We start from the raw sequence: 21,723 nt of genomic DNA on the forward strand, positions 1-21,723 counted from the left end.
ATGCAAGAGTTAATAAAAGGGAATAAAAGATTTAGAGAAGATAAGTTCCCAGAATTAAAAGAAAATGTTGAAAAACTAGTAAAAGATGGTCAAAAACCTGAAGTTTTATTTATTGGATGTTCAGATAGTAGAGTTACTCCTGATATAATGCTTGATGTTAATCCAGGTGATATGTTTATTTTAAGAAATGTCGGTAATTTTGTACCTCCTTTTAAGTGTGATGAAGATTATCATGGTAGTGCTGCTGCTATTGAATATGCTGTTTCAGTTTTAGAAGTTAAACACATAATAGTTTGTGGTCATTCTCATTGTGGTGCGTGTCAAAGTTTATACACTGAAATTCCTTTAGAAAAAGAGAAAGTTGTTCATGTTAAAAAATGGCTAGAGCTAGGTTCAAAAGCAAAAGAGAGAACATTAAGCTTGATTAAAGACCCAAATGACAAAGAAAAGCTTTATAGACTAACTGAAAAAATATCTGTAACTTATCAATTAAAGAACTTATTAACATATCCTGATGTAAAAAGAAGGGTTGATAATGGAAGTTTACAAATACATGGATGGTATTATAAATTAGAAGATGGTTCAATTGATTGTTATGATCAAGAAACTCAAAAATTTAAAAATTTAGAAGAGTGTATAAATGGAAAATGAAGTCAGAAGAATACCCAAAAAAAGTAAAATCATAATCTTAATTTTAGCTCTAATTGCTATTATATGCTTTTTATTGTTAACTTACTTAAAAGAATTAAAAGTAACAGGGATTTTAAACTCTCTTGGCTATAAACAAATTAGTAATGTAACAGTAATAAATAAATTAAGTGTTGAGAACAAAGAGACAAGAAGAAAGGGTTCAGTTTATAAAATCCTTTTTTATAATGATAAAACAAATCAAGAGTGTATTGGTTTTTTACATAAAGATAATTCAAATCAATATTACGAAGACTTTGATTGTAAATAGTAGGTATAAATGAAAATATTAGAAAAATTAGAAAATAATGAAAGATTAGATTACGAAGATGCATTGAAACTTTACGATTTAGATTTTTTTGATCTTTCTTTTTATGCAAATAAAAGAAGAGAAGAAAAACATGGTAAAAAAACATATTTTAATATAAATAGACATATAAATCCAACAAATATCTGTAAAGATGTTTGTCAATTCTGTGCATATAGTGCAAGTAGGAAAAATCCTAGTCCATATACTATGAGTCATGAAGAAATTTTGAATGTAGTTGATAATTCATCAAAAAATGGAATAAAAGAAGTTCATATAGTATCAGCTCATAATCCAGATACAGGGTTACAATGGTACTTAGATGTATTTAAAAAGATAAAAAATAATTTTCCAAATATTCATATAAAAGCATTAACAGCAGCTGAAATTCACTTTTTAGCAACAGAATATAACCTAAGTTATGAAGATATTATAAATAAAATGCTTGAACATGGTGTTGATTCAATGCCAGGTGGTGGAGCTGAAATATTTGATGAAAAGGTAAGAAAAAGAATTTGTGGTGGAAAAGTTACTTCACAACAATGGCTTGAAATTCATAGACTTTGGCATAAAAGTGGAAAGAAAAGTAATGCAACTATGTTATTTGGACATATTGAATCAAGAGAACATAGAGTAGATCATATATTAAGATTAAGAGAATTACAAGATGAAACAGGTGGATTCAATGCTTTTATTCCTCTTGTTTTTCAAACTAAAAATAACTATTTAAAAGTTAAAGAGCCAATTACAGGACAAGAGATATTAAAAACATATGCTATTGCTAGAATTTTGCTTGATAATATTCCAAATATCAAAGCTTATTGGGCAACTTCAACAGTAAAACTTGCTTTAATAGCTCAAGAGTTTGGTGCAAATGATTTAGATGGAACAATAGAAAAAGAATCAATACAAAGTGCAGCAGGTGCTCAAAGTGCTCATGGAGTACAAGTTCAACAATTTGTTGATTTGATTAAAAATTCTGGCTTTACTCCAGTTGAAAGAGACTCAATTTATAACGAACTAAAAGTTTGGTAACTAGTTTGCTAGAATTTATTTCAAATTCTAGCAAACTAATTTAAATTTACTTTGGTTGATGAAATTGTAAAATAAAGTCCATCTCAATTCCAGCTTCTGTTTTTACAAAATTAATTGGATATGAGATATGAATAGAGTACAACTCATTATTTAGCATATCAACAATATCATAAAATGCCATTGGGCTAGTAACTGTCATATTTATTAAATAATTAAAAGTAACAACATCAGATTTAAAACTTGATTTAAAATTGATTCTAGCGTTTTTTGGAAATAGTGTTTTTAATTGTTCTGTTACTCTAATAATAGGTATAAACTCATCAGTTATATATGTTTCTTTATAAATTTTCATCGAAGTAGATATGGGTTTAGTCCCAATATTTTCTACAATTCCTTCATAAACTACATTCTTATTTTCAACAAATTCAACCGAAGACTTATTGTAAAGTTTTAAAAATTGTGGTTGCATAGCTTTTATATATGTATCATCACTTAAAAAATTTGCATGAAATGAAGAACCATTTTTTCTTATTTCTAAATCTTTTAAAACTACATCAAAAGGTATAATATCAAATATATCTTGAACTCTTTTTTTTGCTATTAAATTTTTTTCAATATGATTTGGTAGTTTAAATTTCTTTTTAACTTCAACTGTTTGTTCTTGGATTTTTTTTCTATTTTCATTTAATAAGTCATTTATTGGAATAGTTAAATAAGCAATTAGACCTATAGCAATAATTGATAATATTGTAAGCCAAATTTTTGAACTATTTTTACTAGGTTTTTTTCGTGGCACAATAAAACTTTTATGTTGGTGTTTATCTTTTACTAGTTCAAATAACTCTTCATTTATTGAAATTGGATGATAAAAAACATCAAGCATCAATTGATCTTTTATCTGTTTTATTTGCTCATCATCAAACTGTTTTACAGTGTATAATAATCTAATTTCTTCTATAAAAATATCATTTGTATTTGTATAAAATTCATTTATTATTGCATGTATATTATCTAAAACTTCAAAAAAATGAATTTCATCAAATAGTTTTTGACCAATAACATCGCTTTCATAAAACTTGCTATTTTTCACATCTTCAAAAGATGTAAATTCAACAACTTTTGCGAAAACAATTTCACCTTTTGAGTTAAGTATTACAATATATGCTTTATTATTAAAAAATAGTGATATTAAAGAGTTTGTATAAGGGTTTTTTTCAATAAAAAGATTTAGCACATGAAAAATTGAATAAACATAATCAATACCAGTAGATTCAAAATAGTGTCTTGTTTCAAAAAGTTTATTTTTTAAAACAGCAACATCATATTCGTTATTTAAATTTGTGGTTGCATACTCTTTTAGTCTTTTAGAAATATTTCTTTTAACTAGCTTTGTATCATCACTAAGTAAAAGTGCTGAAATATATGTTTTGTCTATTTCATTTTGTAGCGCATTTATTTTATGGCTAGCATCTCTTGGTAAAATTTCATCTTTAGATAAAAATACTGATTGACTTGAATCTATTATTTCCGCTTTTTCTAACTTTTTAAAGTTAAGTTTTAAAGAGTTATTATTTTTAATAGCATTTATATATAAAGAGTGTTTATTAAACATTTCTATTCCTACACTACTGCATTAATAAGCATTTTTTCTTTTATTAATGCTTTTGCTTGTTCAGTATCTAAATCTGTCACATCTAAAGGCTCTTGAATAAAAAACTCAATAGTTCCAAAAGGTTTTGGAACTACAAATTTATCCCATGATTTCATTTGCCAATATTTACTTGGTTTACAATTAAAAATAACGATTTTGCAAGCACTTTTCTTTGCAATTGCAACTATTCCATCTGCAATGCTAAACCTTGGACCTCTTGGACCATCAGGAGTGATAGCAATGTCATTTTTAGCTTTTAACTCTTTAATTGTACTAATTAATGCTTTAGCTCCACCTTTTGAAGAAGACCCTCTAATTGAACCAATACCTAAATATTGCACAGTTCTTGTTATTGCTTCACCATCTTTGTGTTGGCTAATCATTGCTTTTACAAGTGATGAGGGTCTTAACTTTTGATAGTTAAAGGGTTGCATTAATAGCTCACCATGCCAAAAAGCGACAATTATAGGTTCATCTGCTTTGATATCAGCATGGTGAAAAACTTTTTTATTTGTAAGATAAATAAACCTTACAAGTAATTGCATAATAAAAGGTATAACTTTTATTGAGATAAAAGTTTTGATTCTTTTTTTCATATTTATTTTATTATCTCACCTTTTAATGCTGTTCTTGTAGCATTAAGTACTTTTACTTTAACAAATTTTCCTAAATACTCATCACTACCTTTTGCAAATACTTGCAAATAGTTATCTGTATATCCAGAAATCTCACCATTTGGTTTTAATGCTTCAACTAGTATAGTTACAGTACTTCCAACAAATTTTGGCATTTGCTCTTCTAAATATCTTTTATGAAGATCAATTAAAGTTGTTAATCTTTGACTACCTATCTTATCATCTATTTCTAAATGTTCAAAATTTAAAGCTTCTGTTTCTGGTCTAGGAGAGTATTTAAAGTTAAAGATTTGATCAAATTTAACTTGATTTACAACATCTAATGTATCTTCAAAATCCTCTTGTGTTTCACCAGGAAATGCTACAATGATATCTGTTGTAATTCTCAAACTAGGAACCAAGTCTCTTAATTTCTTAGCTCTATTTAAAAACCAATCTTTTGTATATCCTCTTTTCATAGCTTTTAAAATAGCAGTTGAACCACTTTGTAATGGCATATGAATACATTTTGAAATTTTTGGATTTTTTGCAAACTCTTGAATAAATTCATCATCCATATGCAATGGATGTGGAGAAGTAAATCTAATTCTTTCTAATCCATCAACTTTTGAAACATCTTGTAGAAGTTTTGTAAAACTATATTTTTCTCTTTTATCAGAAAATCTTCTTCCATAAGAGTTTACATTTTGTCCTAAAAGCATAACTTCAATAGCTCCATCATCAACTGCTTTTTTCACTTGTTCTACAATCATTTCAGGAGGAATAGATATCTCTTCACCTCTTGTATTAGGAACAATACAATAAGTACATTTTTTATCACAACCAATAGAGATATTCACACTAGCTCTATATTTATTTGTTTTTGCAGGAGCAAATTCATATGTTGATTCATCATTGTCAATTGAAATTTCAATTGCACCTTTTACATCAACAACATCTTTTATTTTTGAAATATTTCTAGCTCCAACGACAAAATCAACATAAGGAGCTCTTTTAATAATATCTTTTCCTAAATGACTTGCAGTACATCCACATACTCCAATTTTTGCACCATCTTTTTTCTTAGTATTAAATTGTCCAATTTCAGAAAAAAGTTTTTGTACTGGTTTTTCTCTTACTGAACATGTATTGATAATAATTAAATCTGCATCTTCTATATTCTCAGTTTTATCATAATCTTTGTATTTTTTTAATTCTGCAGCTATATGTTGGCTGTCAGTATCATTCATCTGACAACCTAATGTTTGTATAAATAACTTTTTTGATTCTTCTTTACTCATTTATTTGCCTACTTAATTAAAAGTGCATGTACCTCATACATATACTCATCATCGGCTAACCCATATTTTACTTCTCTAAAATAAACATTAAATCCTTCATCTTCTAAAGCATCAACCAAAGCCATCATATCTTTATGAGAGTTATCTCTATCAAAATAAAATATTTTTTCACCAGATTTTTGTAACTCATCTTTAATTTTGTCTAATTGCACTTTTTTTGGTTTTTCATTTAACTCATTTCTTGCAAATAATAATTCCATATAACTAAACCTTTTTTATCTTTTAAATTAGCTATATATTTTAGCTTAAAATGGCTTTAATTTCTATAAAAGAACTTTTAGATATAATATGACTCTAACAACAACATTGAAAATCAAAACATTCATTTCAATGTCAACAAACAAAGGGTTTTAATGGATAAGATTATTGATATTTTGGACTCAATTGCCTATGAAAAAGGTCTAAAAGTTGAAGATGTAGAGCAGGCATTAAAAGAGGCACTAATAAAAACTGCTCAAAAGATGGTTGACCCATCATTAAATTTTGATTCGCAAATAGATAAAGTAAATAAAAAACTTGAGCTTTTTCAAAAGTTAGAAGTTGTTGAAAATGAAGATGAAAGATTACTTGGTAATTCATTGGATCAATATGACAACTTAATTAACCCTGAAAATTTCATCAGTATTGATGAAGCAAAAAAAATCGATTCAGATTTAGAAGTTGGTGACTCTGTTGATTACGACTTAGAATTTGAAAATATGGGAAGAAATGCAGCAACAATTCTTCATAATAATTTTGAATATAAAATACAAAGATTTATAGAAGAAAATCTTGTAACAAAGTTTAAAAATAAAATTGGAAAAATTGTAAATGGTTCAGTAACAAGAGTTGATAGAGCTGAAAATACATTTATTGAAATTGGTGAAGTTAAAGCAATTTTACCAAGAAAGAATAGAATAAAAGGTGAAATATTTAAAGTTGGTGATCACTTAAAAGCTGTTGTAAAAGCTGTAAAAATAGATAAATCATTAGGATTAATTATTGAAATTTCAAGAACTTCACCAAAGTTTTTAGAAGCATTAATAGCATTAGAAGTTCCAGAAGTTAAAGATAACAGAATTACAATTGAAGCAAGTGCTAGAATACCAGGAAGCAGAGCAAAAATCGCACTTTCAACAATAGAGCCAAATATAGATCCTATTGGTTCAGTTGTTGGGGTAAAAGGTGTTAGAATCTCTTCTATAAGTAAAGAATTAAATGGAGAAAGTATAGATTGTGTTGAATACTCTACTGTTCCAGAGATGTTTTTATCAAGAGCACTATCACCTGCTATTATATCAAGCGTAGTTATTGAAAAAAGCGCAATTCCAGGAAAAAATTCAAAAGCTGTTGTAACAATACCAAGTGATCAAAAATCAAAAGCTATTGGAAGAGTTGGACTAAATATTAGATTAGCTTCAATGCTTACAAAAACAGATATTGAATTAAAAGAAATTGAATCTACAAATACACTTTCTGGTTTTGCCAATGATGGTGAACACAATAAAAAATCATCTAGTCCAGTTGATTTGGAGGCACTATTTAAATAATGAAAAAATTACATCTATTTGACTCTGTAAAAAAAGAAAAAATCCTTTTTGAACCAATTTTAAATAATGATGTAAAAGTTTACGTGTGTGGGCCTACTGTGTATGATGATGCACATTTAGGTCATGCACGTAGTGCTATTGCATTTGATTTGCTACATAGAGTCTTAAAAGCAAATAACTACAACGTAACAATGACAAAAAACTTTACAGATATTGATGACAAAATCATCAAAAAAATGAAAGAAACAAAACAAACCCTTGAAGAAATTACGCAATATTATATAAATTCATACAAAAGTGATATGAATAAACTAAATATCTTAGAAAATACATTAGAACCAAAAGCCACACAAAATCTTGATATCATGATTGAAATGATTGAGGATCTGCAAAAAAAAGATATTGCATATATCATTAGCGATGGTGTTTATTTTGATACATCAAAAGATAATGATTATGGCAACATCAGCCATAGAGCAAGTGATGAAAATTCACAAGCAAGAGTAGAAACAAATAGTGAAAAAAGAAATTCTAAAGATTTTGCTTTATGGAAATTTCAAAAAGATGCAAATGAGATCTCATACCCTGCTTCTTTTGGAAGAGGAAGACCTGGTTGGCATATTGAATGTTCAGCTATGATTGATAAACATTTAGCATATAAAAATGAAAAGTTTGCTATTGATATTCATGGTGGAGGAGCTGATTTAATTTTCCCTCATCATGAAAATGAAGCTGCGCAAACTAGATGTTCTTCTAATCAACATCTTGCTAAATACTGGATGCATAATGGCTTTGTAAATATTGATGGTGAAAAAATGAGTAAATCACTTGGAAACTCATTTTTCTTAAAAGATATACTTAAATCATATTTTGGTGAAGCGGTAAGGTATTATCTTTTAAGTGCCCATTATAGAGCTGATTTTAACTTTAATGAAGAAGATTTAATTGTAAGCAAAAAAAGACTTGATAAACTTTATAGAGTTAAAAAAAGAGTTTATGGCATAGGAAAATCTTCTGTAAATAAACAATTTAAAGAGAATTTACTTGATGCTTTGAATGATGATTTAAATACATCAAAAGCTATTTCAATTGTTGATGAAATGGTTTCAAATGCAAATGACACACTAGATAAAGAGCCTAAAAACAAAGCCTTTAAAAAAGAGCTTGTTGCAAACTTTGAATTTATAGAAGAAGTTTTAGGTGTTGCTTCAAATGATGCTTTTAAATATTTTCAATTTGGTATTTCAAAAGAACAAATTAATAAAATTGAAGAATTAATATTAAAAAGAGTAGAAGCTAAAAAAAATAAAGACTTTGAACAAGCCGATAAAATTAGAGATGAATTAAGTAGCTTTAATATATCAATAATGGATACATCAAATGGTGTTGTTTGGGAAAAGGTATAGTTTTTAAATCATAAAAAAAGAAAGAAGTTTTACTTCTTTCTTTTAAAATTACTTATTTGTAGCTAATGTGTGCTGGTTCAGTAACTTTTTTAGTATCAACAATATATGGAACTAATGCCATATGTCTAGCTCTTTTAATAGCTTTTTCTACCATTTCTTGAGCATTTTTAGAGTTACCTGTAAGTCTTCTAGGCATAATTTTACCTCTTTCACTCATTGATAACTTTAATAAGTTAGTGTTTTTATAATCAATGAAATCAATTTTCATTTCAGTATATTTACAATATTTTTTTCCGTATTTTCTTTTTTCTGCCATTATTTATCCTTGTTTTCTAGAAAGGTATTTCATCTTCATCAATATCGATTTCAGGTATTTTATGCTCAGGAGCACTATTTTGTGCCGAGTTCATACCACCATAATTATTCTTTTGTCCATAATCATTTTGAGTACTTGAAGGGTTGTATTGGTTTTGTTGAGGCTGTGGATTTGATGCATTTGCATTATAGTTATTATAACCATTATCCATACCACCTTGTTGTTGTTGACTATCACTTTTTGAATCTAACATTTTCATAGTATCAACTCTTAATGAGTGTTTACTTCTGTTTGTTCCATCTTGAGCAGTCCACTGTTCTAATACAAGTCTTCCTTCTAATAGTACTTTTGAACCTTTTCTTAAATATTGATTAGCAACTTCTGCAGATCTTCCAAAGATATTAAAGTCTAAAAAACAAACTTCATCTTTTTGCTCACCACTTGATGTTTTATACTTATAACTAGTCGCAATTGCTGATTTTGCTATTGCTGCACCACTTGGTAAATATCTAAGCTCAATATCTCTTGTAAGATTTCCTACCATTACTATTTTATTATACATTTGAAGGTCCTTATGTGTTATTAGTTAGCTTTTTTAGCTGCCTCGTCACTCATTTTTGTCCAAGCTGTAATCTCTTTTTTGTTTTCATATTTAATAAATAAAAATCTTAAGATTTGCTCATTGATTCTGTAAGTTCTTTCTAACTCCAAAATAGCATTTGCAGGTGATTTAAAGTAAATTACGAAGTAATAACCTCTTTTGTTTTTTTCAATTTCATAAGCTAATTGTTTAGAACCCATATCATCACAAGATACGATTTCACCACCATTTTTTTCGATGTTAGCTTTAACTTTTTCGATTTCTGCCACAGTCTCTTCATCAGTAAGAGTTGGCTTAATAATAAACATTGTTTCATAATGCTTTAATTTTGACATTTAATTGCTCCTTATAGTTTGTGCCGGTATCTTTACATAAATATCAGCAAGGATTTTTTGTAAAGTTCGTGATTTTATCTAAACATAACTGTAAATTTTCTTAGACTTGCCTGTAAAAATAGATTTTCTTTATTAATTTTTGTAGATTTTAGTTTTAACTCTAAATCAAGTAGAAATTCAAACATTTCTTGAAATACTTCTGGTTTTATTGAAATTGCTAATTTACTCTTTTTTTCCCAAATATTTTTAGGAGGAACATATCCTAAAATCTCTTTTGCATTTGGAGTACCAAATGCTCTTGTGTAAGCGCTTATCATAAATAATTGTTGAACAAATGATGTAATTTGATTTAATAAATAAATTTCATTCATTCCCTCTTCTAATAAAAGTTGTAACTCTTCTGAGATGTCGTTTCCTAATATTAAATCATTTAAAAAATCTTCAAAAGATACATTTCCAATACCAAAACAATGAGAATTTATAAGGTTAGTATTGATTTTTTTATCTAGTATAACTAATTTTTTCAAGTCATTTATACACAAACTCAAATCATGCCTATGCATAAAATATAAGTGATTTAAAGCAGACATTTCATAATCTAAACCTATTGCTCTAGCTTCTTTTTCTAAAAGCTTTAAAGCCTCATTTATATAAGGTGCAAACATTCTAACACTAACTGAATTTGTTTTTGCACTAAATGAACTACTCATTGTCTTAAACTCAATATCTCCTAGGCAAGAAAAAATAAGTGTAGAGTCAGGATTAATATTGCATGCATTTATTAATTCTGTAAGTTCTTTTTTTTGTATCTTTTTTTCTGTTTTGATAATTATTAAATTAGTAGATGAAAAAAGTGATGACTGTAAAAGTTGCTCTTTTATAAATTTAAAGTCATACTCATCAAAGTATATTCTTTGAATATCACTTTCATGTGCAATACTTTGTGCAACTAAATTACTATAATAATCAATTAAGAAAGTAGATTGCCCATAAAACATATACGCATCAAACTTTTTATTTTGCTTTAATAAGTTATCAAATTCATTTTTATACATAAAGATATAATATCTAAGATTAAGTTATTTTTTAATAAAATCCTTAAGCTTAAAATCAAAAAGGCATAAAGTTGTATGAAGTAAAAGTTCCTATTTTAGGTTTTGATAAAATTAAATACATGAATATAGAAAAACTAGACAAAGATTTTTCTATTTTACAAATTGATGAAAAAGACAATACTAATATGCATATGATTTCATCAAACTCAATAAAAAGTTTTGATATTGAGTTTGATGAGAGTTTCTTAAAAAAAATGCAAATTGATGAAGATACAAAAATTTCTTTTTATTTTTCTATTGTTATAAATAATCCAGTTGCAAATTCAGTTGTTAACTTAACTGCACCAGTAGTTATAAATGAAGATAAAAAACTTCTAGGACAATATATTATAAAAAAATCAACTTCTTTTTTTACTACAATGTCAGAACTTAGTATTTAATAGAAGCCACAATTTGTTTTGTAATTATATTTACAGATTTTATAATAACTTTTAACTTTGAGTATATTACTTGTCCTTTATAATTATCTAATATAAGTCTCATTCCAGGCATTTTATCATATGTTTTTGCTAAACCTCTTTCACTATCAGTAATATAGACTCTAAACTCATCTTTAATATGTTTTTTTGCAAATCTAGCATATTTTCTATCTTCAAAATCCCAAACAAGTTGATCAATTTTTCTTTCTTGAATAGAGATATAATCACATATATCTTCTATATTATCAGGTGTTTGATTGCTTTTTAACATTCTGTGTAAAACTAAATCTGAATATCTTCTAATTGGACTTGTAAAATGAGAATATGAGCTAAATCCTAAACCAAAATGTCCTAAATTCCTTGAAGAGTATTTTGCTTGTGTTTGAGCATGAATTATAAGTTCATCAATCTCTTTTGATAAAGTAGTATGCTTTGCTTTATTTTGTATATGATTAATTGTTTCATGAATTGTAGATTGTAACTTTACATTTACACCTAAACTATTTACTTCATCAACAAGTTTTGTAATAGCTTTAAAAGGTGGTTCTTCATGAATCCTATATATACCTACACTATTAACTTTCTTACTAGCTTCAATATTTGCAAAAAGCATACACTCTTCAACTAATTGATGTGATGCAGTTGAGTTTTCTTCTTCAATAGATTCAAGTTCACTATTATGATTTAATTTCAATCTTAATTCGCTTGATCTAAATTCATAACCTTTTTCTAGCCTTTTTGCTCTATATGCTTTAGTCACATCATATAATTTAACAACAGAGTCAAATATTTGCTTTTCTAATGTTGTATATTTATCAAGTTTGCCATCTAAAACCCTATCAATTCTTCCATATGAGAACTTTCTTTTTGATTCAATTATTGCTTCGTATAGTTTTGAGCTTTTTATTTCTAAATTTTTTGTATCTAAATGTATTTCAAAGACATATGCATATCTTTTCTCATTTTCTCTTAAAGAACACATATCTTCACTTAGCTTTCTTGGAAGCATTGGTAAAACTTTTGAGGGAAGATAAATAGAGCTTGATTTCATATATGCTAGTTTATCAAGTTGTGAATTCTCTTTTACAAAATATGAAACATCAGCAATTGCTACATATATTATTTGTTTTTTTTCATCATAATAGATTGCATCATCATGATCTTTTGCACTTGCTGGATCTATTGTACAAAAATTCAAATGTGTTAAATCCACTCTTTTATTAGTATCATTCATTTTTGCATCAATCTCAAGTTCAGACTCTAATCTTATTAATTCATGATATAAATACAAAGAGATAAACTCATCAACTTTAGGATCATCTATATGTCCTATATTTTTTATAGTTTCAAAATCTTTACTATTTACTAGGAGTATTTGCCCATCTTGATATTTTTTGTTTACTTTAAAATCTAACTCTATGCTCTCTTTTACTGTAAATAAACTATTTTCTTGTACATAAACTAAAAGCTCTTTTACTTTTGAAGAGAAAACATGTACTATTTTTGCTTTAATTTTACTTCTTGGATTAAAAATTCTTTTTGCTACTACAAAATCACCTTCGTATGCTCCATTTAAAAGATCAAACTCTAGCTTTATATTTTTGTGTTCGTTACTTATATCTTCTAATAATGCATAATTTTTTTCAAATTTAACTTTTGCAATTTTAAATTTTGAATTTATTTCAAATTTATCTTCTTGTTTTGTTAAAATTGAATCTTTTAATAGCTTATCAACTACTTTTTGTTCTTCTTTATTGAAAGTATTATTAGAATTTATTATCTTTTCAAATAGTTGTTTATACAATTTTTTTCCTTAAGTATGTTATGATAGTATCTTATCTAAAATCCTTTTAAGGCTTATTGTAATGTTTAAACAATTTTTTATTTTAATATTTACTACTTTTATAATTAACTCAACACTAATGGCAAAGCAAAAACCAACTTTAATTTTTTATTGTGGAATAACAATGGTTAAACCAATTAAACAAATGGCTAAAATTATTGAAGAAAAATACAATTGTAATATCAAAATCTCACAAGGTGGGTCAAAAGATTTATATGATGCATTGAAATATTCAAAAAAAGGTGATTTATATCTTCCTGGAAGTGATTCATATAGAATCAAAAATAAAAAAGATTCACTTATAATTGATAGTGCTTTTATAGGATATAACCAAGCAGCTATTTTTGTAGAAAAAAACAATCCTTTAAAAATAAAAGATTTAGATGCATTTGTAAATTCTATGAACTCTTCTATTTTATGTAATCCCAATTCAGGTAGTATTGGAAAAATGACAAAAAAAATATTTCTTGCATACAAAGGTGAAGATTTTTTCAATGAAGCCTACGACAATGCAATTGAGATTGGAACTGATTCAAGGAATTTAAACAGATCTCTTATTGAAAAAAGAACAAATATAACTATTAATTGGAAAGCAACTGCAATGTGGAATGAAAACTCAAAACATATAGATGTAATTGAAATTGATGAAAAATATGCTCCTAAAAAAAGACTTGAAATAAATCTTTTAAGTTTTTCAAAAAATAAAAAGATTGCAAAAGCTTTTATGGAGTTTGCAAAAAGTAAACAAGGTCAACAAATAATGAAAGAATATGGATTTTAAATTAGGATAAATTTTGATAAAACTATCACTTGCAAATAAACAAAATACCCTTTCAAAACTAATTTTATTAGTTAGTATATTTTTAATAGGAATTATAAGTTTAATAGTACTTCACTTTTTCTTTTTAAATTTATTAGAAAACTTAGATGATAAAACAAAAAATCAAGAAGCAAAAATACAAATTGGTGAATATATAGTAAATGATTTATATAAAATCCGTTCAGATTTTTATGAAATTGCAACAACCACAACAAATAAAAGAAGTAGAGAGTTAATTTTAAATAGATTAAAACAAAGAGTAAAAACAATAAAAAACGCCCTTGACATTTTAGAAAATGGTGGAGAATTAAAAAGAGTACTTAGACTTAATATTGTTGGTCACAATAATACAATAAAAAAAATAAATTATATAAAAGAGAATAAAAGTATTGTCTCTTTAGAATCAATTGATTTAAGACCAAAATTAGAACAACTTATTAATATGACAAATCAATTAAAACTACTTTTAAATAAAGCAGAACTTTACAGATCTTCAAAAAATCATAAAGAGTTTGAGAAATTAACAAAAAAAATTACAAGATTTTATAAATTAACTCCTGCATTTTTTATTAGAATTACAGAAAATACAAGAAGATTGCAATATGAAGGTGAGATTACACTTCAAAAATTACAAAATCAAATTAAAAAAGAGAAAATGCAATATCAAAAATTAGAGCTAATTCTTATTGCTTCAATTATATTTATTGTTTTAATACTTACTTATTTTATAGTAAAACAAATAAATAAAAATGCAAAAACTCTTTTTGATTTAAATACACAATTAGAAAAAAAAATGCAAGAATTAAAAATGCAAGAAGCTGCAACAAGAGGTATATTAGATGGACAACCTAATATAGTAGTTGTAAGTAATGGCGAAGAGATGCTTGATGCGAATAGTGCTTTAGTAGATTTTTTCAATGGCTATAATACATTTGATGATTTTAAAGATGAGCATGCATGCATTTGTGATTTTTTTCAAGATATAAATAGAAAAGACTTTATATTAGATATTGATTATGATGGCTTAATGTGGTATGAATATATTTTACAAAATCCAAATAAACTTCATAAAGTAGCTATGAAAAATCTAAATGGCTTACACTATTTTTCAATAGTAGCAAAAAAGAAACTCTTAAATGATAAGAATTTTATAATCATAATATCACTAAATGATATTTCAAAAGAGATAAAGGTGCAAGAGCAATTAGCAAAACTAAATGATAATTTAGAAAATATTGTTGATTCAAAAACAAAACAACTTCAAGACTTAAATGAAACCTTAGAAAAGAAAGTTCAAGAAGAGTTAGAAAAAAATAGAGCAAAAGATAAAAAAATGATTCAACAATCAAGATTTGCAGCCCTTGGAGAAATGATAGGAAATATTGCTCATCAATGGAGACAACCTTTATCAGCTATATCTTCAACAGCTTCATCAATGCAACTTCAAATGGAACTTGGCATTAATCAAAAAGAAGATATTGAAAAATCCTATGAATCTATAATTACATATGTCGAGTTTTTGACTCAAACAATAGAAGACTTTAGAAACTTTTTTAAAGAAGATAAAGAAAAAAGTGAGTTTGATATACAAAAAATACTTAAAAATAGTCTTAGCATAACAGCAGCATCATATAAAGATAGAAATATTGATGTACTAACAAACTTCAAAGAAGATATAAATATCACTTTTGGATTCCCAAATGAGCTTTCACAAGTTTTTTTGAATATTTTAAGTAATGCAAAAGATGCTTTTACAAACAACAAAATAAAAACCCCACAAGTTACCATAAATATTTTTGAAAAAGATGCATATAATATCATTGAAATAATTGATAATGCAGGAGGAATTGATATAAAAAATATTGAAAAAATCTTTGACCCTTACTTTACAACAAAACATCAAACACAAGGTACTGGAATTGGTTTATATATGAGTAAAGAAATTATACAAAAACATATGAATGGTTTATTAAATGTTGAAAATAGGATAATAACAGTTAATAACACTACTTACAAAGGTGCTTGTTTTACTATCTTATTACCAAAACTTTAGATTCTTTTGAGTATAATGCACGCAAACTAAAAATACAGAGGGAAAACTATGGCATTAAATGTTTACTATGATAAAGATTGTAATATTGATTTAATAAAGTCAAAAAAAGTAGCAATGATTGGATTTGGTTCACAAGGTCATGCACACGCTGAAAACTTAAGAGATTCAGGTGTTGAAGTAATTGTTGGATTAAGAAAAGGTGGTTCATCTTGGGCAAAAGCAGAGGCTAAAGGTTTTACTGTAAAAACTATAGCTGAAGCAACTGCACAAAGTGATATTGTAATGATTTTATTACCAGATGAAAATCAAGCTGATATTTATAAAAGTGAAATTGAAGCAAACTTAAAAGATGGTGCAACTATTGCATTTGGACATGGGTTTAACATTCACTATGGAAGAATTGCTCCTGCTAAAAATATCAATGTAATGATGGTTGCTCCAAAAGCACCAGGACATACTGTAAGATCTGAATTTCAAAAAGGTGGAGGAATTCCAGATTTAATTGCAATTCATCAAGATCCATCACAAAACACTAAAGATATAGCATTATCTTATGCAAGTGCAATTGGTGGAGGAAGAACAGGTATTATTGAAACAACTTTCAAAGATGAAACTGAAACTGATTTATTTGGTGAGCAAGCTGTACTTTGTGGTGGTGTTTCAGCATTAGTTCAAGCTGGATTTGAAACATTAACAGATGCTGGATATCCTGCTGAGATGGCATATTTTGAGTGTTTACACGAATTAAAATTAATTGTTGATTTAATGTTTGAGGGTGGAGTTCATGATATGAGATACTCTATTTCAAATACTGCTGAATATGGTGATATGGTTTCTGGACCAAGAGTTATTAATGAAGAGTCTAAAAAAGCAATGAAAGATATTTTAACTGAAATTCAAAATGGTAAATTTGCAAAAGATTTCATTTTAGAAGGACAATCAGGTTATCCAAGAATGACAGCTGAAAGAAATAACTTATTTAATCATCCACTAGAAGTAACTGGTAGAAGATTAAGAGATATGATGCCTTGGATTAAAGCAAATAAAATTGTAGACCAAGAGAAAAACTAATAAAAGTAAGGTTCCCCTTACTTTTATGTTAACTGATATATATGACAAAAAGAAAACCAAGAAAAAATAACCCAAGAAAAAACACTTCACCTAAAAATAGAAAAAAGAAGACTCAAAAAAACAATAATAAACTAAAAACAATAAACCTAATTTTATTAATACTTATATTAGCACTAGTTACATCAGTATTAAGTTATTTCTTTTTATTAAAAAAAGATAACAAAGAACTCAAAAATACAATAAAAGTCGAAATTAAAAAAGATTTAGATTTAAATAATTATACAGATAAAAAAATTGAAAAATATTTTATGGATGAATCAAATAAAGTAAAATATGAAGAGTATACAAAAGAGTTTGACAAAGAGTATATACACAAAAAAGCAAAAAATTTAGAAAAAAAAGAAATTAAAAATGAAGTTTCAAAAACAATAAAAAAAGAACCAAAAAAAGATAAAAAATCTAAACTTGTTATTATAATTGATGATGTTACACTTCAAAGACAAGTTGATAGTATTTTAGATATTGGATATAAAGTTACAATGTCTTTTTTACCTCCAACAAAACAACATCCACACTCATCAAAAGTTGCAAAAGGCTTACCTTTTTATATGATACATTTTCCTATGCAAGCTCAATCTTTTAAGTTTGAAGAAGAAAATACCTTACATGTTGGTGACTCATATAAAAAAATTGAAGCAAGAGTTAAAGAACTAAAGCAAGCATATCCAGACGCTGTTTATACAAACAATCATACAGGAAGTAAATTTACTTCAGATGAAAAAAGTATGGATTACTTATTTAAAGCATTAAAAAAACATAACTTAGTTTTTGTAGATAGTAGAACAACAGCTAAAACAGTAGCAAAAAAATATGCAAAGAAATATGATATGCCATATATTGCAAGAAATATATTTATTGATAATAAAAAAGATTTTAATTACATTCAAAATCAATTAAAAAAAGCTATTAGAATCTCTAAAAAAAGTGGTTATTCAATTGCCATTGGACATCCTTATAGTATTACATTAAAAGTACTAAAAGAGTCTAAACCACTTTTAAAAGATTTAGAACTAATATATTTAAGTGAACTTCCATTTTTACCAAAACCTTGATATAATAATATAAATTATTATTATCGAGGTTTTATGACTGAAATTTTAGATTTTCATATAAAGAAATTAGACTCATTAAAGAAATATCCAAATGAACTCTTTTTTAGAGGAGATATAAATTTATTAGATAAACCTAGTATCTCAATAGTTGGCACAAGAAGACCTATAAACTATACTAAACAGTTATGTTATGAATTATCATCAAAACTATCTCAAAGAGGAGTTTGCATTATAAGTGGTGGAGCAATGGGAGTTGATGCCATAGCTCACCAAGGAGCAGGCTTTGATAATACCATATGTGTATTGGCAAATGGACTTAATATAAAATATCCCAAAGTAAATAAAAATATTTTAAACTCCATTGAAAAACAAGGTTTACTTTTAAGTACTTATAAAGATGATTTTAAAGCTACTAGATACACCTTTGTACATAGAAATGAAGTAGTAGTAGCTTTAGGTGATATATTAATTATAATGCAAGCAGATGAGAACTCAGGAAGTATTAGAAGCTTAGAGTATGCTCTAAAAATGAATAAAAAAGTATATACAATCGCCCATAGGATTGAAGATAATAAAGGGCTTATCAAATATATTAAAAAAGGTTTCGTTGAAGTAATTTATGATATTGATGAGTTTGTAAATAGCTTTAAACATCAAAATTCTAAACAAGAAGATGAAGTAATAAATTATCTAAAAACGAAACCTACATATGAAGAAGCACTAATAAAATACAATGATAAAATCTTTGAATATGAATTAAACTGCATTTTCAAAGTAGAAAATGGAGTTTGTGTACTTCTTTAATCATATATATATTTTTAATACATATGTACCAATTTGTTCCTTGCTAATATTGTATATTGGAGTATATAATAAATAATAATTTGATTTTTTTATATATCCTGTATGTTCAAATCTTTTATTATCCAAGAAAGAAAAATTTTCTATTTTATTGTTTAATATGACATAATTATTTAAAATTTGTTCTTTTTTAAATTTAACTTTTGTAGGTATAGATAAATAATCTTTATTCATAAGTACATAAAGTTTGATATCTTTTTCTTTAAAATGTTCAATAATTGAACTAAAATCTATAATTGCTTCAATTGATCCTAAATATTCTCCATTATCAACTACAGGACTAACTCCTCTAATTAACATGGAAAAACGACCAATTTCAATACAGGATTTTGCTTTTTTTTCATTTTTTACTATTTTCAAACAGTATCTAAAATCTTTTAATGAATCATTTTTACTATTTTTTAAATCCCATAATCTAAAAAAACTTTTTAAATCTTTTCTATGCAAATGAATTTTTATATCTTTAAACAATGAAGTACTAACTAAACTTCGTTTTGATTTTTGTAAATATTTAATACAGTCTTGTTTATTATTAGTTTTTAAACACCTTTTTATATCATCATTTTTTGAAATTAAAACAGCAGAAGTTAATACTAACTCTTTATTTTTTTTTATCTCTTTTGCTAAATCATTAAGATATACATCCATTGTATCTTCATTACTGCTTTTTTGTTCATAAATCATATAATTATTAAATGCCCAAAATAGAAAAAACGAACTAATTGCAACGAATAGTATTAGAAAAACAAAATTCTTATTAATTGTCATCTTCAACTCCATCTAAAAACTTCTTTTTATAATTTCTAAATTCATATATAAAGGTACTACCCTCATCTACTTTTGTCTCAACATCTATTTTTATTCCATTTTTATTTGTAATATTTTTTATAATATTTAACCCAAGTCCAAATCCTCCTTGAACCTCATCTTGTCTATCAAATCTATTAAAAGCTGACTTAATATTTTTGATACCATGTCCATAATCTCTAATACTAAGTTTTGATATATCATTTTTATTTTCTAATTTTATTTCGATTTTATTTTTTGGATTTGAGTACTTTATTGCATTACTTAATGTATTATCAATTATTCGTTGAAACTCTAAAGAGTTCATAAATACATAACATTCATTGTCAATATTTACATCAAAATAGATAGCTTTTGAATTTGCAAGATCCTCAAAAAAGTCTATTCTTGAATGCAATAAATTTGATATATTAAGTTTTTCTTTTATATATTTTACTTTTTTATTTTTTATATGATATTCTATATCTTCATAGGTGATTTGTATTTGCTTTAATGCAGTTTTCATTCTTCTTGTATATTTATTTGCTTCACTTTTTTGAACAAGTAAATCTAAATTTATATTAATTACACCCAAGGGAGTTTTTAATTCATGCATAGTATCATTAAAAAAAGAGTTAGTATACTTTTGCATTAACTCATAAGGTCTTGCTGTACTTTTTATTATAACTTTATTTAGAATATATATATTTGCAAGTATTACCAAAAAAAGCAAACTTGCAATAAAAATCATTTTTGCATAATTTATTTGTACTTCACTAATTATATATCTTGCATTATATTTATTTTTATATTCTATTTCTTGCTTGTAATACATGTAAGGATAGTCAATATATGTCTTAAAATCATAATAGACTATTTCTTTAGATAAATTTGAAGAGATTAATTGCATATTTTCATCAAAAAGTGCAAACTTTATTTTTACACTTCTTGACAAATCCATATTTTCAGAATATATCTTTCTTTCTAAATCATTTGTAAATTTTTCAAGGGCTAACTCTTTTAAAATAAGCTCTTTTTCAAAAGAGAAAACAACTGCAAAATATGTAGGTATTGAAAAAAGTACCATCACTAAAAAAGTATAAAAATAGGCTACTTTTTTTTCATTAACTTGGTATTTCAATTTTATATCCCAATCCTCGTGAAGATACTATGAACTCTTTACTAGTTTTAACTCTAATTTTACTAATATACATTCTAATATCTGCATAATGTATCTCTTTTCCTTCCCAAACATTCTCTCTTAAATTTTCAATTTCACAGTAACAGTTTGCATTTTTAATTAAAAACCTTACTAACTCTATCTCTTTTGATGTTAATTCTATTTCAATATCATCTTTTCTTAATATTCCTGAAATAAACTCAAAAGTATAACCATCTTTTAGTTTATATGTTGAGTTTTTATCTGTATTATATTTACTTCTAATTAATTGATTTACTCTTAACTCTAACTCTTTTAATTCAAATGGTTTTTTTAAATAATCATCACAACCTAACTCATATCCAATAGTCATATTATCAATATCAACCAAAGAAGTCATTATAAGTATTGGTGTTTTATTTCCCATTTCATTTATATATTTGATTAATTCGTGACCATTCAATTTTGGAACTTTAATATCCAAAATCAACAAGTAGTAACTATTTTCTACAATAGCATCTAATGCTTCTTCCCCATCATAAAAGCTATCAACTTGAAACCCTAAATCCTCTAAGTATTCAGTAATACTTTCATTATAATTATAATCATCTTCTAAAAGTAATATTTTCATATGTTATTATA

At 26.1% G+C, this 21,723-nt stretch carries 23 protein-coding genes; 11 read left to right on the forward strand and 12 right to left on the reverse strand.

Features of this window, described 5'->3' with window-relative positions; translation table 11 throughout:
- From AMRN_RS12340 to mqnE, 3 genes are read left to right on the forward strand one after another with little or no spacing between them, the layout of a single operon-like run.
- On the forward strand, positions 1-651 hold the full coding sequence (locus tag AMRN_RS12340; protein WP_099311323.1) for a carbonic anhydrase: 651 nt from the start codon (positions 1-3) through the stop codon (positions 649-651).
- The gene (locus AMRN_RS12345) at positions 641-958 is read left to right on the forward strand and encodes a hypothetical protein (protein WP_099311322.1); all 318 of its coding nucleotides are present in this window, start codon (positions 641-643) and stop codon (positions 956-958) included. Before AMRN_RS12340 ends, AMRN_RS12345 begins: the two co-directional genes overlap by 11 nt.
- Positions 959-967: 9 nt before the next feature.
- Positions 968-2,029, forward strand: a complete 1,062-nt coding sequence (gene mqnE, locus AMRN_RS12350) for an aminofutalosine synthase MqnE (protein ID WP_099311321.1) — start codon at positions 968-970, stop codon at positions 2,027-2,029.
- Between the two features lie 46 nt (positions 2,030-2,075).
- Here mqnE and AMRN_RS12355 read toward each other — a convergent pair whose 3' ends face one another.
- The 4 genes from AMRN_RS12355 to AMRN_RS12370 are packed head-to-tail and all read right to left on the reverse strand — an operon-like array spanning position 2,076 to position 5,855.
- Positions 2,076-3,641, reverse strand: a complete 1,566-nt coding sequence (locus AMRN_RS12355; protein ID WP_099311320.1) for a hypothetical protein — start codon at positions 3,639-3,641, stop codon at positions 2,076-2,078.
- Positions 3,642-3,649: 8 nt separating this feature from the next.
- Positions 3,650-4,276, reverse strand: a complete 627-nt coding sequence (locus AMRN_RS12360) for a lysophospholipid acyltransferase family protein (RefSeq protein WP_099311319.1) — start codon at positions 4,274-4,276, stop codon at positions 3,650-3,652.
- Positions 4,277-4,278: 2 nt separating this feature from the next.
- The gene (miaB, locus tag AMRN_RS12365) at positions 4,279-5,595 is read right to left on the reverse strand and encodes a tRNA (N6-isopentenyl adenosine(37)-C2)-methylthiotransferase MiaB (RefSeq protein WP_099311318.1); all 1,317 of its coding nucleotides are present in this window, start codon (positions 5,593-5,595) and stop codon (positions 4,279-4,281) included.
- An 8-nt stretch (positions 5,596-5,603) separates the two neighbouring features.
- Complete coding sequence (locus tag AMRN_RS12370) at positions 5,604-5,855, reverse strand: HP0268 family nuclease (protein ID WP_099311317.1); 252 nt, start codon at positions 5,853-5,855, stop codon at positions 5,604-5,606.
- 153 nt (positions 5,856-6,008) lie between these two features.
- On the opposite strand from AMRN_RS12370, the gene nusA reads away from it, so the two are divergent.
- Positions 6,009-7,184 carry a transcription termination factor NusA gene (gene nusA / locus AMRN_RS12375; RefSeq protein WP_099311316.1) on the forward strand — a complete coding sequence of 392 codons (1,176 nt, stop codon included), beginning with the start codon at positions 6,009-6,011 and terminating at the stop codon, positions 7,182-7,184.
- Positions 7,184-8,590, forward strand: a complete 1,407-nt coding sequence (gene cysS / locus AMRN_RS12380) for a cysteine--tRNA ligase (RefSeq protein ID WP_099311315.1) — start codon at positions 7,184-7,186, stop codon at positions 8,588-8,590. Before nusA ends, cysS begins: the two co-directional genes overlap by 1 nt.
- A 52-nt stretch (positions 8,591-8,642) precedes the next feature.
- Here cysS and rpsR read toward each other — a convergent pair whose 3' ends face one another.
- From rpsR to holA, 4 genes are all read right to left on the reverse strand, one after another.
- On the reverse strand, positions 8,643-8,906 hold the full coding sequence (gene rpsR / locus AMRN_RS12385; RefSeq protein WP_079577653.1) for a 30S ribosomal protein S18: 264 nt from the start codon (positions 8,904-8,906) through the stop codon (positions 8,643-8,645).
- Between the two features lie 16 nt (positions 8,907-8,922).
- Positions 8,923-9,468: a single-stranded DNA-binding protein gene (locus AMRN_RS12390; protein WP_099311314.1), complete on the reverse strand. Its 546-nt coding sequence runs from the start codon at positions 9,466-9,468 to the stop codon at positions 8,923-8,925.
- Between the two features lie 20 nt (positions 9,469-9,488).
- Positions 9,489-9,842 carry a 30S ribosomal protein S6 gene (gene rpsF / locus AMRN_RS12395; protein ID WP_099311313.1) on the reverse strand — a complete coding sequence of 118 codons (354 nt, stop codon included), beginning with the start codon at positions 9,840-9,842 and terminating at the stop codon, positions 9,489-9,491.
- Between the two features lie 74 nt (positions 9,843-9,916).
- Positions 9,917-10,897, reverse strand: coding sequence for a DNA polymerase III subunit delta (gene holA / locus AMRN_RS12400; RefSeq protein WP_099311312.1), 981 nt, complete (start codon positions 10,895-10,897; stop codon positions 9,917-9,919).
- 71 nt (positions 10,898-10,968) lie between these two features.
- On the opposite strand from holA, the gene fliW reads away from it, so the two are divergent.
- Positions 10,969-11,337 (forward strand): flagellar assembly protein FliW, encoded by a 369-nt coding sequence (gene fliW / locus AMRN_RS12405; RefSeq protein WP_099311311.1) that lies wholly within the window; start codon positions 10,969-10,971, stop codon positions 11,335-11,337.
- Here the strand turns inward: fliW and AMRN_RS12410 are convergent.
- Positions 11,327-13,180, reverse strand: a complete 1,854-nt coding sequence (locus tag AMRN_RS12410; protein ID WP_099311310.1) for an RNB domain-containing ribonuclease — start codon at positions 13,178-13,180, stop codon at positions 11,327-11,329. The two genes, fliW and AMRN_RS12410, sit on opposite strands and share 11 nt — an antisense overlap.
- Positions 13,181-13,241: 61 nt before the next feature.
- Here AMRN_RS12410 and AMRN_RS12415 point away from each other — a divergent pair, with 61 nt between their 5' ends.
- Genes AMRN_RS12415 through AMRN_RS12435 form a run of 5 tightly spaced genes read left to right on the forward strand, consistent with a single transcriptional unit; the run spans position 13,242 to position 19,079 of the window.
- Entirely contained in the window at positions 13,242-14,000 is a 759-nt protein-coding gene (locus tag AMRN_RS12415; RefSeq protein WP_099311309.1) for a substrate-binding domain-containing protein, read from the forward strand.
- A gap of 13 nt (positions 14,001-14,013) precedes the next feature.
- Complete coding sequence (locus AMRN_RS12420) at positions 14,014-16,092, forward strand: sensor histidine kinase (RefSeq protein WP_099311308.1); 2,079 nt, start codon at positions 14,014-14,016, stop codon at positions 16,090-16,092.
- Between the two features lie 48 nt (positions 16,093-16,140).
- A complete protein-coding gene (gene ilvC / locus AMRN_RS12425; protein ID WP_099311307.1) occupies positions 16,141-17,163 on the forward strand; it encodes a ketol-acid reductoisomerase in 1,023 nt (340 codons plus the stop codon).
- A 41-nt stretch (positions 17,164-17,204) separates the two neighbouring features.
- Entirely contained in the window at positions 17,205-18,275 is a 1,071-nt protein-coding gene (locus AMRN_RS12430) for a divergent polysaccharide deacetylase family protein (protein ID WP_191282139.1), read from the forward strand.
- A gap of 33 nt (positions 18,276-18,308) precedes the next feature.
- Positions 18,309-19,079, forward strand: a complete 771-nt coding sequence (locus AMRN_RS12435) for a DNA-processing protein DprA (RefSeq protein ID WP_099311306.1) — start codon at positions 18,309-18,311, stop codon at positions 19,077-19,079.
- Here the strand turns inward: AMRN_RS12435 and AMRN_RS12440 are convergent, their stop codons facing one another.
- From AMRN_RS12440 to AMRN_RS12450, 3 genes are read right to left on the reverse strand one after another with little or no spacing between them, the layout of a single operon-like run.
- Complete coding sequence (locus tag AMRN_RS12440; RefSeq protein WP_165375082.1) at positions 19,080-19,904, reverse strand: cache domain-containing protein; 825 nt, start codon at positions 19,902-19,904, stop codon at positions 19,080-19,082. It abuts the gene before it with no gap.
- A complete protein-coding gene (locus tag AMRN_RS12445; RefSeq protein WP_099310679.1) occupies positions 19,894-21,063 on the reverse strand; it encodes a sensor histidine kinase in 1,170 nt (389 codons plus the stop codon). Before AMRN_RS12445 ends, AMRN_RS12440 begins: the two co-directional genes overlap by 11 nt.
- Entirely contained in the window at positions 21,047-21,712 is a 666-nt protein-coding gene (locus AMRN_RS12450; protein ID WP_099310680.1) for a response regulator transcription factor, read from the reverse strand. The genes AMRN_RS12445 and AMRN_RS12450 overlap by 17 nt, the downstream gene beginning before the upstream one ends.
- Between the last annotated feature and the right edge of the window lie 11 nt (positions 21,713-21,723).

This window comes from Malaciobacter marinus, assembly GCF_003544855.1.
Taxonomy (GTDB): domain Bacteria; phylum Campylobacterota; class Campylobacteria; order Campylobacterales; family Arcobacteraceae; genus Malaciobacter; species Malaciobacter marinus.

Excerpts from the sequence above, each read along its gene's own strand:
- AMRN_RS12340 (WP_099311323.1), top strand. The coding sequence starts at position 1 with ATGCAAGAGTTAATAAAAGGGAATAAAAGATTTAGAGAAGATAAGTTC.
- AMRN_RS12345 (WP_099311322.1), top strand. The coding sequence starts at position 641 with ATGGAAAATGAAGTCAGAAGAATACCCAAAAAAAGTAAAATCATAATC.
- mqnE (WP_099311321.1), top strand. The coding sequence starts at position 968 with ATGAAAATATTAGAAAAATTAGAAAATAATGAAAGATTAGATTACGAA.
- AMRN_RS12355 (WP_099311320.1), bottom strand. The coding sequence starts at position 3,641 with ATGTTTAATAAACACTCTTTATATATAAATGCTATTAAAAATAATAAC.
- AMRN_RS12360 (WP_099311319.1), bottom strand. The coding sequence starts at position 4,276 with ATGAAAAAAAGAATCAAAACTTTTATCTCAATAAAAGTTATACCTTTT.
- miaB (WP_099311318.1), bottom strand. The coding sequence starts at position 5,595 with ATGAGTAAAGAAGAATCAAAAAAGTTATTTATACAAACATTAGGTTGT.
- AMRN_RS12370 (WP_099311317.1), bottom strand. The coding sequence starts at position 5,855 with ATGGAATTATTATTTGCAAGAAATGAGTTAAATGAAAAACCAAAAAAA.
- nusA (WP_099311316.1), top strand. The coding sequence starts at position 6,009 with ATGGATAAGATTATTGATATTTTGGACTCAATTGCCTATGAAAAAGGT.
- cysS (WP_099311315.1), top strand. The coding sequence starts at position 7,184 with ATGAAAAAATTACATCTATTTGACTCTGTAAAAAAAGAAAAAATCCTT.
- rpsR (WP_079577653.1), bottom strand. The coding sequence starts at position 8,906 with ATGGCAGAAAAAAGAAAATACGGAAAAAAATATTGTAAATATACTGAA.
- AMRN_RS12390 (WP_099311314.1), bottom strand. The coding sequence starts at position 9,468 with ATGTATAATAAAATAGTAATGGTAGGAAATCTTACAAGAGATATTGAG.
- rpsF (WP_099311313.1), bottom strand. The coding sequence starts at position 9,842 with ATGTCAAAATTAAAGCATTATGAAACAATGTTTATTATTAAGCCAACT.
- holA (WP_099311312.1), bottom strand. The coding sequence starts at position 10,897 with ATGTATAAAAATGAATTTGATAACTTATTAAAGCAAAATAAAAAGTTT.
- AMRN_RS12415 (WP_099311309.1), top strand. The coding sequence starts at position 13,242 with ATGTTTAAACAATTTTTTATTTTAATATTTACTACTTTTATAATTAAC.
- ilvC (WP_099311307.1), top strand. The coding sequence starts at position 16,141 with ATGGCATTAAATGTTTACTATGATAAAGATTGTAATATTGATTTAATA.
- AMRN_RS12430 (WP_191282139.1), top strand. The coding sequence starts at position 17,205 with ATGACAAAAAGAAAACCAAGAAAAAATAACCCAAGAAAAAACACTTCA.
- AMRN_RS12435 (WP_099311306.1), top strand. The coding sequence starts at position 18,309 with ATGACTGAAATTTTAGATTTTCATATAAAGAAATTAGACTCATTAAAG.
- AMRN_RS12440 (WP_165375082.1), bottom strand. The coding sequence starts at position 19,904 with ATGACAATTAATAAGAATTTTGTTTTTCTAATACTATTCGTTGCAATT.
- AMRN_RS12450 (WP_099310680.1), bottom strand. The coding sequence starts at position 21,712 with ATGAAAATATTACTTTTAGAAGATGATTATAATTATAATGAAAGTATT.